The 13,506-nt window shown below is 60.0% G+C and carries 10 protein-coding genes and 5 tRNA genes; 4 read left to right on the top strand and 11 right to left on the bottom strand.

Annotation, left to right across the window (positions count from 1 at the left end):
* Positions 1-335: 335 nt before the first annotated feature.
* From K6T12_RS00565 to K6T12_RS00585, 5 genes are all read right to left on the bottom strand, one after another.
* Positions 336-411: transfer RNA gene (locus K6T12_RS00565), tRNA-His, on the bottom strand.
* A gap of 89 nt (positions 412-500) precedes the next feature.
* A tRNA-His gene (locus K6T12_RS00570) sits at positions 501-576 on the bottom strand.
* 25 nt (positions 577-601) lie between these two features.
* Positions 602-686 (bottom strand) — tRNA-Leu (locus K6T12_RS00575).
* A 31-nt stretch (positions 687-717) separates the two neighbouring features.
* Positions 718-793: transfer RNA gene (locus tag K6T12_RS00580), tRNA-His, on the bottom strand.
* Positions 794-833: 40 nt separating this feature from the next.
* A tRNA-Arg gene (locus K6T12_RS00585) sits at positions 834-910 on the bottom strand.
* A gap of 307 nt (positions 911-1,217) precedes the next feature.
* Here K6T12_RS00585 and folD point away from each other — a divergent pair.
* Complete coding sequence (gene folD / locus K6T12_RS00590) at positions 1,218-2,069, top strand: bifunctional methylenetetrahydrofolate dehydrogenase/methenyltetrahydrofolate cyclohydrolase FolD (protein WP_222218398.1); 852 nt, start codon at positions 1,218-1,220, stop codon at positions 2,067-2,069.
* Positions 2,070-2,357: 288 nt separating this feature from the next.
* Here the strand turns inward: folD and K6T12_RS00595 are convergent, their stop codons facing one another.
* The 4 genes from K6T12_RS00595 to K6T12_RS00610 form a co-directional block, all read right to left on the bottom strand.
* Positions 2,358-3,038, bottom strand: coding sequence for a TIGR04282 family arsenosugar biosynthesis glycosyltransferase (locus tag K6T12_RS00595; RefSeq protein WP_222218400.1), 681 nt, complete (start codon positions 3,036-3,038; stop codon positions 2,358-2,360).
* A 346-nt stretch (positions 3,039-3,384) separates the two neighbouring features.
* A complete protein-coding gene (gene cysS, locus K6T12_RS00600; protein WP_222218402.1) occupies positions 3,385-4,776 on the bottom strand; it encodes a cysteine--tRNA ligase in 1,392 nt (463 codons plus the stop codon).
* Positions 4,777-4,884: 108 nt separating this feature from the next.
* Positions 4,885-5,787 (bottom strand): hypothetical protein, encoded by a 903-nt coding sequence (locus tag K6T12_RS00605; protein ID WP_222218404.1) that lies wholly within the window; start codon positions 5,785-5,787, stop codon positions 4,885-4,887.
* 246 nt (positions 5,788-6,033) lie between these two features.
* Positions 6,034-7,707: a glutamine--tRNA ligase/YqeY domain fusion protein gene (locus tag K6T12_RS00610; RefSeq protein ID WP_222218406.1), complete on the bottom strand. Its 1,674-nt coding sequence runs from the start codon at positions 7,705-7,707 to the stop codon at positions 6,034-6,036.
* 185 nt (positions 7,708-7,892) lie between these two features.
* On the opposite strand from K6T12_RS00610, the gene K6T12_RS00615 reads away from it, so the two are divergent.
* Both K6T12_RS00615 and K6T12_RS00620 read left to right on the top strand, forming a co-directional pair.
* Positions 7,893-8,399: a peptidylprolyl isomerase gene (locus K6T12_RS00615; RefSeq protein WP_222218408.1), complete on the top strand. Its 507-nt coding sequence runs from the start codon at positions 7,893-7,895 to the stop codon at positions 8,397-8,399.
* 9 nt (positions 8,400-8,408) lie between these two features.
* The gene (locus K6T12_RS00620; RefSeq protein WP_222218410.1) at positions 8,409-9,146 is read left to right on the top strand and encodes a UDP-2,3-diacylglucosamine diphosphatase; all 738 of its coding nucleotides are present in this window, start codon (positions 8,409-8,411) and stop codon (positions 9,144-9,146) included.
* 89 nt (positions 9,147-9,235) lie between these two features.
* Here the strand turns inward: K6T12_RS00620 and miaE are convergent, their stop codons facing one another.
* Both miaE and K6T12_RS00630 read right to left on the bottom strand, forming a co-directional pair.
* Complete coding sequence (miaE, locus tag K6T12_RS00625) at positions 9,236-9,853, bottom strand: tRNA-(ms[2]io[6]A)-hydroxylase (RefSeq protein ID WP_222218552.1); 618 nt, start codon at positions 9,851-9,853, stop codon at positions 9,236-9,238.
* Between the two features lie 58 nt (positions 9,854-9,911).
* Positions 9,912-10,385 (bottom strand): PAS domain-containing protein, encoded by a 474-nt coding sequence (locus tag K6T12_RS00630; RefSeq protein ID WP_222218412.1) that lies wholly within the window; start codon positions 10,383-10,385, stop codon positions 9,912-9,914.
* Between the two features lie 526 nt (positions 10,386-10,911).
* Between K6T12_RS00630 and acnB the strand changes: the two genes are divergently transcribed.
* Positions 10,912-13,506 (top strand): bifunctional aconitate hydratase 2/2-methylisocitrate dehydratase, encoded by a 2,595-nt coding sequence (acnB, locus tag K6T12_RS00635; RefSeq protein WP_222218413.1) that lies wholly within the window; start codon positions 10,912-10,914, stop codon positions 13,504-13,506.

Below are 13,506 nucleotides of genomic sequence, written 5' to 3' on the forward strand. Positions count from 1 at the left end.
AAATACTTGTACAAAATGATCATTCACTGATCGGCAGGAAGCATGATACCCACCTGGCAACCAGCGCCCCCCGAAAGCGCTGCCGAGGCAAGCTTATATGCGGGCGAAACCAAAGCGCGAAATTCTGGGCGATGCCACTGGATTAGTCAAGGGAAACCCTTGACCGACGGTACCCTTTTACGCTATCGAGCAAAATTTAAACAACAGCGAAATCAGACTGTAACGATCCGCACACAGCGCGGCACGCAAACCGGCCAAAGATTCAAAACGGCTCAAGGGGAAAACGGAAATAAAAAAGGAAGAAAAGGAAATAAATTGGAGAGACTTTACGGTAATGGGGTGGACGATGGGGCTCGAACCCACGACCGCCGGAATCACAATCCGGAGCTCTACCAACTGAGCTACGCCCACCATAACCGTGCCTGCCGTTGCGACAGTGGTTTTTACCGGCCAGTCCGCTATTCGAACCGGGACGGTCATCTTTGCGATGCGTTCTGAAATGGGGTGGACGATGGGGCTCGAACCCACGACCGCCGGAATCACAATCCGGAGCTCTACCAACTGAGCTACGCCCACCATAACAGAAGCATGCCGTCAGACATGGTGCGGAAGGAGAGACTCGAACTCTCACGCCGTGAGGCACTGGAACCTAAATCCAGCGTGTCTACCAATTTCACCACTTCCGCGACACTTATCAGGCGTTCACGCGCAATTGAATGGGGTGGACGATGGGGCTTGAACCCACGACCGCCGGAATCACAATCCGGAGCTCTACCAACTGAGCTACGCCCACCATAACATTCAATTTCCGCTCACCGCCCAAACAGCAACCTTGGCACGCCCGGCAGGACTCGAACCTGCAACCTACGGCTTAGAAGGCCGTTGCTCTATCCGGTTGAGCTACGGGCGCGTTGCTGCCCGACTTCCTTGAAACCCGCGCATCAGCAAGCTTTTCCAGCCTGACCGAGCGCCTCGCCTCAAGGAGGTGCGCATAATATACAGCGCTTTTCGGACCGTCAACACCCCATTTACACATTTTTTAATAAAATAAAGGAGTTAGCGCACAGTTTGATCAGATCGGCCGGCCCAGATGCCGCTTACCCGCCTGTAGTGCGGCTGTTCCATGACGGAATCGGGACAGCGCTTGGCGCAAACGGACAACCGTGAGAAAATTCGCGCCGGTTAGATCTATATAGATAGAGGACAGCAGCCCTACCATGAGTGCAAATATCATAGACGGCAGACAGATTGCTGCCAGTGTACGCCAAAAAGTCGCCGAAGGTATCCAGCAACGCCTTCGTGACGGCAAGCGCGCGCCCTGCCTGGCAGTGGTACTGGTCGGTGCGGATCCGGCTTCCCAGGTGTATGTACGCAATAAGAAGAATGCCTGCCAAGAGGTGGGTATCGAATCCCGCTCCTACGACCTGCCGGCGGAAACCAGCCAGCAGGCACTGCTGGAGCTGGTCGACGAACTGAACAGCGACACCAGCGTACACGGCATCCTGGTACAACTGCCGCTGCCGGAGCAACTCGATGCCAACGAGATCCTCGAGCGGATCCGACCGGACAAAGACGTTGACGGCTTCCACCCGTTCAACCTCGGCCGTCTGGCCCAGCGCCTGCCCGCCCTGCGCCCCTGCACTCCGAAAGGCGTGATGACCCTGCTGGAGTCTACCGGTGTCGAGTTCCATGGTCAGGAAGCGGTCGTTGTCGGCGCCTCCAATATCGTCGGCCGCCCGATGACCCTGGAACTGCTGCTGGCCGGCTGCACCACCACCACCACCCATCGTTTCACCCGCGACCTGGAGTTTCACGTCCGCCGGGCCGATATCGTGGTGGTCGGCGTTGGCAAGCCGGGGCTGGTAAAAGGTGAATGGATCAAGCCGGGCGCCATCGTTATCGACGTCGGCATCAACCGGCTCGATGACGGCCGTCTGGTTGGCGATATCGAATATGAGACCGCCGCCGAACATGCCGGCTGGATCACCCCGGTACCGGGCGGTGTCGGACCGATGACCGTTGCCTGCCTGATGGAAAACACTCTGGAAGCGGCCGAAAAGCTGGATTAACGGCCCGTTCCGCTGCTAAGACGACGCAAAACCCGCCTGGCATCGGGGCCGGTCAGCCTAACTCTGGCCCCTCCTGCACTGCCCCGATGCCCGGCCTCCATGACCACCACTGACACTCGGCAGACGATCGACATTTCCAATCCGAAGACTTTCACCCGTCAAATACTGGGAAGATCGGGTTTACACTTACTGCCCGAGCGATATCCCCTATACGCCGAACCGGCTCTAGAGAGCAGCCACACTACTGGAGCTCTGCCCCTGCGCGGGCATCAGCTCGATGACAGATGTCTATTGTGGGAACAACTTCAACCCGGCGACACACTCGATCAACCGCTGTTGGGCGGATGTCGGCTGGCCGGCCCGCAGCCGTTCGACACAGGCCAGAAGATCGGCCAGCCGGTCGACATCGTAACTCGGCGCCACCGTGCCGACCGCCATACCCGCCGCCCGGCAGCAATCGGCCAACGTCTCGCCCAATTGACCGGTGCTCCAGGGTAGCTCAGCCAACAGCGGCCAAGGCTCTCGATTGGCCATCAGGCAGACACCGCCGTCGTCAGCGGGACTGAGCGCTACGGCACTGCTGTCGAGCATCGCCGCCGCCTGCAGCAGCAGTCGATCACTCAATTCCGGCAGATCGGAGCCGATCAGCAACAGGCGAGAGAATCCCTTAGCTCGCAGATCGGCATCCAGCCGGTTGATCCGCTCACCCAGATTTCCGCCGCTCTGCGGACAGACCAGCGCCGGTCGGCTCAATAGCGCCTGACTCCAGTCGCCGTCAGCGGCAGCGGCCGGCGCCAACACCACCGGCCCCGGCCAGTTCTGCAACCGTTCCAGGGCACAGGCCAGCAACGCTTCCGCCACCCGGCAGGCGGCGTCAGAGCCGATGTCGGCCGCCAGCCGCTGCTTGCCCTGGCCGGGCCGGGGCCGCTTGAACAACAGCACCAATACGGCTTGATCTTGGTTGGTCAACGTTATCTCCAGATACAAAAGGGCCTTCGCGCTTTAACGGGAAAACGACGAACCCGTTGATAAAGCCATAAGCGCCAAGCTTCAGGCTGCATGCCGCCCGCCAGATCGGATAACCGGACGGCACGCCGGCTGTTTGCAGGCCCACCGGCCAAACAGCGTCTCAACCGCCTGCGATAGCGGCGCCCCAGATTACGCCCCACATAGGCCAGAGGGCTGGTGCCTGTCCGTTATGCCGCTTATAGCCTACGGCTTGCATCTTGCAGCTCCCCGAGGGGATATAAAAAAGGCAGTCATCTCTGACTGCCTTGCGTTTGCGCGGTTCCCCGCCACTCACTCATTTTCCGGCTCAACCCTCGCGGAACCAGGTGGTCCCTTCGCGGCTATCCTTGAGGATCACCCCCTGGGCCGCCAGGCTGTCGCGGATCCGGTCGGACTCGGCGAAGTCTTTGGCTTTGCGGGCTGCGGTACGCTGCTCGATCAGCGCTTCAATCTCCGTTGCACTGATCTCGCCAGCCTTGTCCTCGCCCTGCAGGAAGCTGTCCGGGTCCTGCTGCAGCAGGCCCAGCAATCCGCCAAGGCGCTTCAGCACTGCCGCCAACTGACCGGCCTTGGCGTCGCCTTCCCGGCTGGCCTTGTTCAGTTCCGATGCGATCTCGAACAACACCGCGAACGCTTCCGGGGTGTTGAAATCGTTGTCCATCGCCTCGAAGAAGCGCTGCTCGTATCCCGCACCCAGCTCACCCTCGTCCGCTGCCAGCTCGACGCCGCGCAGCGCCTGGTAGAAACGCTCCAGCATGGTGCGCGCCTCCTTCAGGCTATCTTCCGAGTAGTCGATATAGCTGCGGTAGTGCACACGCCCGAGGAAGAAACGCACCACTTCCGGGTTGTACTTCTGCAGCACGTCGCGGATGGTGAAGAAGTTACCCAGCGACTTGGACATCTTCTCGCTGTTGACCCGCACCGGACCGGCGTGCATCCAGTGGTTGGCGAAAGTACAGCCGTTGGCCGCTTCCGACTGGGCGATCTCGTTCTCATGGTGCGGGAACGGCAGGTCCGGGCCGCCGCCGTGGATATCGAAGGTCTCGCCCAGGCAGCATTTGGACATCGCCGAACACTCTATATGCCAGCCCGGCCGGCCATCGCCCCAGGGGGACGGCCAGCTGATCTCAGCGGGTTTGGCGCTCTTCCAGAGCACGAAGTCCAGCGGGCTTTCCTTGGCCTCGCCGACCTCGATGCGCGCACCTGAACGTAGCTCGTCGACATTCTGGTTGGTCAACTTGCCGTACTCGGCAAACTTCTCCACCCGGTAGTAGACATCACCATTATCGGCGGCGTAGGCATACCCCTTGTCGATCAGGGTCTGCACCATGTCGATAATATCCCCCATATGGGCGGTGGCACGCGGTTCGATATCCGGCCGCAGCACGCTGAGGCGGTCTTCATCCTCGTGCATCGCCTCGATCATCCGCTCGGTCAACTGGTCAACCGCTTCGCTGTTCTCGGCCGCGCGCTTGATGATCTTGTCGTCCACATCGGTGATGTTGCGGACATAGGTCACGTCCCAACCACGACAGCGCAGGTAGCGGGTAATCAGGTCGAACGCCACCATCACCCGGGCGTGGCCGATATGACAGTAGTCGTAGACGGTCACCCCGCAGACGTACATCTTGATTTTGTTCGGTTCCAGCGGCTGGAACGGCGCTTTCTGTTTGGTCAGTGTGTTATAGATCTGCAGCATCGAAATCCGCTTCTGTGGAGTCTTGTCGAGTCTGATCGACCCAGGTCGATAGTCCATTGCCGGCCCGCCCGAGCGAGCCCGGAGCTGGCCATTAGCCGGCATTATAAATCAATTGGTTGACTTACTTAAGGCAACCGGCACGCTGACCGTCGCCAAGCGGGCACTGCCGAACAAGCTGGATTCGGCGCTGAGCAACAACTGGCCGGCCCCCTGCCAGACCAGCGCCTCCCACTGACCGCCCGCCGCCAGCTCGTAGCGGTGCGCCTGCGACCAGTCCGGCTGGCGATCCTTGACCGGCAACAGCCAGATAAATGCCTGGCCGAAGCTGCCGCCCATGCCGTAACCCAGCAGAGCCAGCTGACCACTTTCGGCATGGTAGTCGGCGGCAGTGATCAGTCCGCGCACCGGAAACGCCTCCGCCGGCGCGACGTCCTGGCTGGCGCGGTTCGGGTCTAGCCGGTAGAGACGACTCTGCTGGTCGCCACGGTTCTTGGTGAACAGCCACAACTCGCCCTCGACCACGGTGATCGCCTCGCAGTCCAGGTTATGCGCCTTGCCCTCGCCACGCTGGGCGTCGAAGTCGGTATAACGGACCCGCAGCGCCAGCGCCGGCACCGGATCGGCAGCCTCCTTATCCAGATCCCGCCAGGCCAGCTTGTAAAATACCAGCTCACGTCGGTCTGCACGGTTGTTACCGCAGTCGGCGATGTAGAGGTGATCGGCATCCTGCGCCAGATCCTCCCAGTCGACATTGCTAGCTCCATCGATCGGGTAGCGCGCCATCAGCTCGCCACTTTCCAGCCCCAGGCGGTATAGCCGGGCGCTGTCGCCGCTATCGTTGATGGTCCACAGCCTGCCCTGGTGTAGCGCCAGCCCGGAGGTTTCACGCACCTCTCTCGGCAGTGAACGCACCTGCTCGACCGGCAATACCGATCCGGCCTGCGCCGATGGCGACAGCTGCGCACAACCGGCCAACGCCAGCGCCCCCACTGCCAATAGTACCGCTCTCATCCATTCCTCCTTGGGCTGGCCGCCTTTTTCGTTAATTAAATAGCACCACTACCCGCCTCAAAAGAGCTTAAAAACTGTCTCAAAACGTCTTCCCTTCGCTATGATCGGCCAAGCCCGACAGGCTACTAGCAGTCGAAATACAGCTATAAAAAAACAAATATAAAAACCAAGCATAAAAAAACGGCCACCCGAAGGTAACCGTTTTTTCAACACTCTCAACTATCGCACAGTCCGGGCCGGGCAGCCTCAGTTCTGCTGCTTACCCCAGGAATCACGCAGGCCGACGGTGCGGTTGAACACCACCTTATCGGCCGTGCTGGACTTGTCGATATTGAAGTAACCGGTCCGCTCGAACTGGTAACGCGACTCCACCGCCGCATCCTTCAGGCCGATCTCCGCCCGCGCGCCGGACAGCACAACCAGCGATTCCGGATTCAGGAGTTCGAGGAAATCCCGCTCCTTGTCACCGTCCGGGTTCTCCTCGGTGAACAGGCGGTCGTACAGGCGAACCTCGCAGGGCAGCGAATTGTCCGCAGACACCCAGTGAATCACCCCTTTCGGCTTGTAACCTTCCGGATTGGCTCCCTTGGTGGCCGGATCGTAGCTGCATTTCAGCTCAACCACGTTGCCTTCGGCGTCCTTGATCACCTCATCGCAGGTGATGACGTAGGAGCCACGCAGCCGCACCGCCACGCCCTGGGTCAAACGCTTCCACTTGCGCGGCGGCACTTCGGCGAAATCCTCCTGCTCGATCAGCAGGTTGCGGGTAAACGGCACCTTACGGCTGCCCATGCTCTCATCCTTCGGATGCGCCGGCAGCTCGAACCACTCCTCTTCACCCTCCGGGAAGTTGGTGATCGTCACCTTCAGCGGCTTCAGCACGCACATTGCGCGCGGCGCGTGCTTGTCCAGGTCGTCACGGATCGCCGCTTCCAGCATTCCCATGTCGACCACGCCATAGGAGCGGGTGACGCCGATGCTGTCGCAGAAGTTGCGGATCGACGTCGGGGTATAACCACGCCGGCGCAGGCCGGAGATGGTCGGCATCCGCGGGTCATCCCAGGATTCCACCACCTTGTCATCGACCAGCTGCTTCAGCTTGCGCTTGGAGGTAACCGTGTAGTTAAGGTTCAACCGGCCGAATTCGTACTGCTTCGGCTGAGACGGCACCGGCAGGTTCTCGATGAACCAGTCGTACAGCGGGCGGTGGTCCTCGAACTCCAGCGTACAGAGCGAGTGGGTGATCCCCTCGATCGCGTCGGACTGGCCGTGGGCGAAGTCGTAGATCGGGTAGATGCACCACTTATTGCCGGTCTGGTGGTGCTCTTTCTTCAGGATCCGGTACAGCATCGGATCGCGCATGTTCATGTTCGGCGACGCCATATCGATCTTGGCACGCAACGAGCAGGCGCCCTCGTCGAACTCACCGTTCTTCATCTTCTCGAACAGCTCGAGGTTTTCCTCGACCGAACGGTCGCGGAACGGGCTGTTGGTACCCGGCGTATTGAAGTTGCCGCGATACTCGCGTGCCTCATACGGACTCAGGTCGCAGACATAAGCCTTGCCCGCCTTGATCAGATGGACGGCGTAGCTGTACAGCTCGTCGAAATAGTCCGAGGTATAGCGAATATCGCCATCCCACTGGAAACCCAGCCAGCGAACGTCTTCGACGATGGAGTCGATGTACTCCTGCTCCTCTTTTTCCGGATTGGTATCATCGAAACGCAGGTTGCAGACGCCACCGAACTTCTCGGCGGTACCGAAGTTCAGGCAGATCGACTTGGCATGACCGATATGCAGATAGCCGTTGGGCTCCGGCGGGAAGCGGGTAACCACCTTGTTATGGGCCCCGGTCTCCAGGTCATGTTCGATAATCTGATGAATAAAGTTGCTTGGCTTGCTCTGTTCGTTATTGCTCATGTTGTGCGTCTGTCACTGAACCATGCGGAAATTCGACTTGCCATTATAACCAGAACCTAGCCTGCGCTCCCAGCGTCGGCAAGCTGATTAAGCGATCGAAAGTGGCTGAAACAGAACAGTTTTTGGGCCCCTCATTAAACTTCTGTATAATGCGCCCATAACAAGCAAAATCAGGAACCCTATCGATGATTATCCTGCACACGAACTTCGGTGACATCACGCTGGAACTGGACTACCAGAAAGCCCCCAAAACTGCGCAGAACTTCGAGCAGTACGTCCGTGACGGCTTCTATGACGGCGTAATCTTCCACCGCGTCATAGATGGCTTCATGATCCAGGGCGGCGGCTTTGAACCGGGTATGGTGCAGAAAGAGACCCGCGATTCGATCGAGAACGAGGCGGACAACGGTCTGTCCAACCAAGCCGGCACCATCGCCATGGCCCGCACTATGGAGCCGCACTCCGCGTCGGCCCAGTTCTTCATCAACGTGTCCGACAACACCTTCCTGGACCACACTGCCAAGACCCTGGAAGGCTGGGGTTACGCGGTGTTCGGCAAGGTTGCCGAAGGTATGGACGTGGTCAACAAGATCAAGGCGGTCTCCACCACCATGCGCGCCGGCCACCAGGACGTACCGGCCGAAGACGTAATTATCGAGTCGGCCGAGATTGTCGAGCAGGACGCGGAATAAGCAGCGCCAATGCGCCAGATCTTCATTTCCGACCTGCACCTGCAGCACGAACGCCCGGACCTGAGCCGGGCGTTTCTCCATTTCCTGAACGTCACCGCCCGCCAGGCCGATCAGCTCTATCTACTGGGCGATATTTTCGAAGCCTGGATCGGCGATGACAGCCCCTTCCCCGGTACCGAACCGATCCTCGAAGCGCTATCCGCGCTCAACGGACAGGGTGTCGAACTGTTTTTCCAGCACGGCAACCGCGACTTCCTGGTCGGTGACAGCTTCGCCCGCCAGACCGGCTGCACCCTGCTGCCGGAAAGTCTCTGCATCACCACCGCCGACGACCGCCGCCTGCTGCTGATGCACGGCGACCAGCTCTGCACCGACGATGCAGAGTACCAGCAGTTCCGCCAGATGGTGCGCGACCCGCAGTGGCAACGGATGTTCCTGGCCAAGCCGGTCGAGGAGCGACTGGCGATCGCCCGCCAGATCCGCGACACCAGCAAAGCACGCGGCCGAGAAAAGGCCAGCTATATCACCGACGTCAATGCCGAAGCGGTCGAGCAGGCGCTGCGCGATGCCAACAGCGAGCTGTTGCTGCACGGCCATACCCACCGGCCCGCCATTCACCAGATGGAAGTCGATGGCCAGCAAGGCACCCGGATCGTATTGGGCGATTGGGATAAGAAGGGCTGGTACCTGGATTGGACGGCCGATGGCTACCGGCTAATCGATTTTCCGATCGATTCCGGCGCGTAACCCAGAAACGCAAGTCGCCCGCAGAGCGGGCGACATTGTCTTTACCAGCATCTCACCGATGACCGGTATTACCTGATCGGCGACAGCTATCAATTAATAACCGGGGCGCCGCTGTGAAAGCGGAACTCGGTATCGTCCGGCTCCTCGATCAGGCGACGTTCCACTTCACGGAAATGGGCTACCCGCTCGTCGATCGGCTCGCCGGCGTAGTCCGCCGCCAGCCCCAGGTAGTCCTGGTAATGACGCCCTTCGGATTTCAGCAGCGAACGGTAGAATTTGGCCAATTCATCGTCCAGGTAAGGTGCCAGCTTGGCAAACCGTTCGCAGGAGCGCGCCTCGATAAAGGCCCCGACGATCAGTACATCGATCAGCCGACCCGGCTCGGAGGTACGGACATGCTCACGCAGGCCGCCGGCATAACGGGCCGACGACAGGTGACAGTACTGCACACCGCGCTCCTCCATCAGTGCCAACACCTGCTCGAAGTGGATCAGCTCCTCGCGGGCCAGCCGCGACATCTTGTTGAGCAGATCGCTACGATCCACATAGCGGAACATCAGCGTCATCGCGGTCGACGCCGCCTTTTTCTCGCAATGGGCGTGGTCGATCAGCAACAGCGGCTGACTTTCCGGCTGGCGGGCCAGCTCGATCCAGCTATCGGGGGTTTCACAGGCCAGGAACTGCTTAATCTCGTCTAGTGCTTCCATCATCTTCATCTATCTACAAACCGGCGCGCATTATAGCGACAGCCCCTCGCCAGGGCCATCAATCCTGTTCAGCCCGCAGCCGGGCATAGAGCGCCTCGCATTCGGCGACCTTTATACGCGACGGCTCTTTGCGCACCGAGGTGTAGCCCAGCAGCTTGCCGAGACGGATATTCGGCATCACCGTCGCCTTGACCCAATAGAAGGCGCCATCCTTGCGCAGGTTCTTGATATAGCCGTGCCAGCGCTTGCCGGACTGCACGGTGCGCCACATCTCGGCGAACAACTGTTGCGGCATATCCGGGTGACGCAGAATATGGTGTGGCTGGCCCAGCAGTTCGTCGACCGGATAGCCGGACATCTCGACAAAAGTCTGGTTGGCGTGGGTGATCAGACCGTCAGGATCGGTGCGCGACACGATGATCTTGCCGTCCGGGAACGGCACCTCCCGGTCCAGCACCGACGCCAGCCGACGACTGCCGTCGAAGTAGCGCAGCTCAACCCGGCGCGCGCCGCTGGTGGTAATCTCGCTCATAAATACTCTGACAACGTTTCTTGCTACGACAGATACACGGGCGGGTGCCGCTTCTGCCAGGACTGCTTAAGGCCACGATGGTAGCGAGAATTAACTGCAATAACCTTGATCCAGATCCGACCAAACGTCCTTTGCAAGATTCAATCGATGCCGCAATGCACAATGCGGCTCGCCGACCAGCCCCTCCGGCGGCCCGAAAAACGATCAAAAAGCCACCAAAACGGGTTAAAAAAATTTCCCTGCCCAGCCGCCTGCCAGTACCGACCATAGTTTTCCGCCACCTGGAGTCAATAACGGTTTTTATATGAAATTCAAATAGTTATAAGACAACACCAAGACGCCGCCTCATGAAAAAACGGCAATTTCAGCAGAAAGTCTAACCGCCAAGATTGTCGACAAATCTTAACTTTAGCCACCGTCTCCGCTAGAATTTAGCCGCCAATCGCAATGGTCGATGTATTAGATCGATAGCCGCCGGGACAATCAGAGCAATAGACCGGCGGAGACAACAGATGAGGGCTATATCGTGCTTGAAGCTTATCGTAAACATGTAGAAGAACGTGCCGCCGAAGGTGTACCGCCGAAACCGCTGGACGCCGATCAGACCGCGGCACTGGTCGAGCTGGTGAAAAACCCGCCGGCAGGTGAAGAACAGTTTATCCTTGACCTGCTGACCAACCGTGTACCGGCCGGCGTTGACCAGGCGGCATACGTGAAGGCGGGCTTCCTGGCTGCGATCGCTAAAGGCGAAGCCACGTCCCCTCTGGTAGACAAAGTCAAAGCCGTTGAACTGCTGGGCACCATGCTGGGCGGTTACAACATCGAGCCGCTGGTTGCTGCGCTGAGCGACGACGAACTGGCCGCAGCTGCCGCCAAGGCGCTGTCCCACACCCTGCTGATGTTCGATGCGTTCCACGACGTCAAGGAGCTGATGGACGCCGGCAACCCGTTCGCCAAGCAGGTCATCGAATCCTGGGCCAACGGCGAGTGGTTCACCTCCAAGCCGGTACTGGCCGACAAGATCACCCTGACCGTATTCAAGGTACCGGGCGAAACCAACACCGACGACTTGTCGCCGGCTCCGGATGCCTGGTCCCGTCCGGACATCCCGCTGCACGCCAATGCGATGCTGAAAATGGCCCGCGAAGGGATCGAGCCGGTCGAGCCGGGCGTCAAGGGCCCGCTGCGCCAGATCGAAGAAGTTAAAGCCAAGGGCCATCCGGTTGCCTACGTCGGCGACGTAGTCGGTACCGGTTCTTCCCGTAAGTCCGCGACCAACTCCGTACTCTGGTTCTTCGGCGACGACATCCCGGCGGTACCGAACAAGCGTGCCGGCGGCTTCTGCTTCGGCGGCAAGATCGCCCCGATCTTCTTCAACACCATGGAAGATGCCGGTGCACTGCCGATCGAGATGGACGTCTCCAAGATGGAGATGGGCGACGTAATCGAAGTCTACCCGTACGAAGGCGTAGTCAAGAACGAAGCCGGCGAAGTGATCTCCGAGTTCAGCCTGAAGACTCAGGTACTGCTGGACGAAGTCCGCGCTGGCGGCCGTATTCCGCTGATCATCGGTCGCGGTCTGACCGAAAAAGCGCGCGAAACCCTGGGCCTGGAGCCGTCCGATCTGTTCCGTAAGCCGGAGCAGCCGGCCGACACCGGCAAGGGCTACACCCTGGCGCAGAAGATGGTCGGCAAGGCCTGCGGTATGGAAGGCGTCCGTCCGGGCATGTACTGCGAACCGAAGATGACCACTGTCGGTTCCCAGGACACTACCGGTCCGATGACCCGTGACGAACTGAAAGACCTGGCCTGCCTGGGCTTCTCCGCCGACCTGGTGATGCAGTCCTTCTGCCACACCGCGGCCTACCCGAAACCGGTCGACGTCAACACCCACCACACCCTGCCGGACTTCATCATGAACCGCGGCGGTGTTTCCCTGCGTCCGGGCGACGGTGTCATCCACTCCTGGCTGAACCGCATGCTGCTGCCGGATACCGTCGGTACCGGTGGTGACTCCCACACCCGTTTCCCGCTGGGTATCTCCTTCCCGGCCGGTTCCGGCCTGGTGGCCTTCGCGGCTGCGACCGGCGTGATGCCGCTGGATATGCCAGAATCCGTACTGGTGCGCTTCAAAGGCAAGATGCAGCCGGGTATCACCCTGCGTGACCTGGTACACGCGATCCCGTACTACGGCATCAAGCAGGGCCTGCTGACCGTAGAGAAGGCCGGCAAGAAGAACGCTTTCTCCGGTCGCGTACTGGAGATCGAAGGTCTGGAACACCTGACCGTCGAGCAGGCGTTCGAGCTGTCCGACGCCTCTGCCGAGCGTTCCGCAGCTGGCTGTACCATCACCCTGTCCGAAGAGTCCGTTGCCGAGTACCTGCAGTCCAACATCGTGATGCTGAAGTGGATGCTGGCCGAAGGTTACGGCGATGCGCGCACCATCGAGCGCCGCATCAAGGGCATGGAAGAGTGGCTGGCGAACCCGAGCCTGATGCGTGCCGACGCCGACGCCGAGTACGCCGAGGTGATCGAGATCGACCTGGCCGAGATCAAAGAGCCGATCCTGTGCGCCCCGAACGATCCGGACGACGCCCGTCTGCTGTCCGACGTGGCTGGCCGCAAGATCGACGAAGTGTTCATCGGTTCCTGCATGACCAACATCGGCCACTTCCGTGCCGCCGGTAAACTGCTGGACGCTGCCGGTCAGCAGCTGCCGACCCGCATGTGGATCGCGCCGCCGACCAAGATGGACGCCGCTCAGCTGTCCGACGAAGGCTACTACAACATCTTCGGCCGTGCCGGTGCACGCATGGAGATGCCGGGCTGCTCGCTGTGCATGGGTAACCAGGCGCGTATCGCGGAGAACTCCACCGCGGTATCCACCTCCACCCGTAACTTCCCGAACCGTCTGGGTACCGGCGCCGACGTCTTCCTGGCGTCCGCCGAGCTGGCTTCCGTTGCGGCGGTCACCGGCAAACTGCCGACTGTCGCGGAGTACATGGAGTACGCCAAGAACCTCGACAGCATGTCTGGCGAGATCTACCAGTACCTGAACTTCCACAAGATGGACAGCTACGTCGAGAAAGCTTCCAACGTCATCCCGACTGTTGAAGCCTAA

Source organism: Marinobacterium arenosum (genome assembly GCF_019795155.1).
GTDB classification, from domain to species: domain Bacteria; phylum Pseudomonadota; class Gammaproteobacteria; order Pseudomonadales; family Balneatricaceae; genus Marinobacterium_C; species Marinobacterium_C arenosum.

Excerpts from the sequence above, each read along its gene's own strand:
- folD (WP_222218398.1), top strand. The coding sequence starts at position 1,218 with ATGAGTGCAAATATCATAGACGGCAGACAGATTGCTGCCAGTGTACGC.
- cysS (WP_222218402.1), bottom strand. The coding sequence starts at position 4,776 with ATGCTGCAGATCTATAACACACTGACCAAACAGAAAGCGCCGTTCCAG.
- K6T12_RS00605 (WP_222218404.1), bottom strand. The coding sequence starts at position 5,787 with ATGAGAGCGGTACTATTGGCAGTGGGGGCGCTGGCGTTGGCCGGTTGT.
- K6T12_RS00610 (WP_222218406.1), bottom strand. The coding sequence starts at position 7,707 with ATGAGCAATAACGAACAGAGCAAGCCAAGCAACTTTATTCATCAGATT.
- K6T12_RS00615 (WP_222218408.1), top strand. The coding sequence starts at position 7,893 with ATGATTATCCTGCACACGAACTTCGGTGACATCACGCTGGAACTGGAC.
- K6T12_RS00620 (WP_222218410.1), top strand. The coding sequence starts at position 8,409 with ATGCGCCAGATCTTCATTTCCGACCTGCACCTGCAGCACGAACGCCCG.
- miaE (WP_222218552.1), bottom strand. The coding sequence starts at position 9,853 with ATGGAAGCACTAGACGAGATTAAGCAGTTCCTGGCCTGTGAAACCCCC.
- K6T12_RS00630 (WP_222218412.1), bottom strand. The coding sequence starts at position 10,385 with ATGAGCGAGATTACCACCAGCGGCGCGCGCCGGGTTGAGCTGCGCTAC.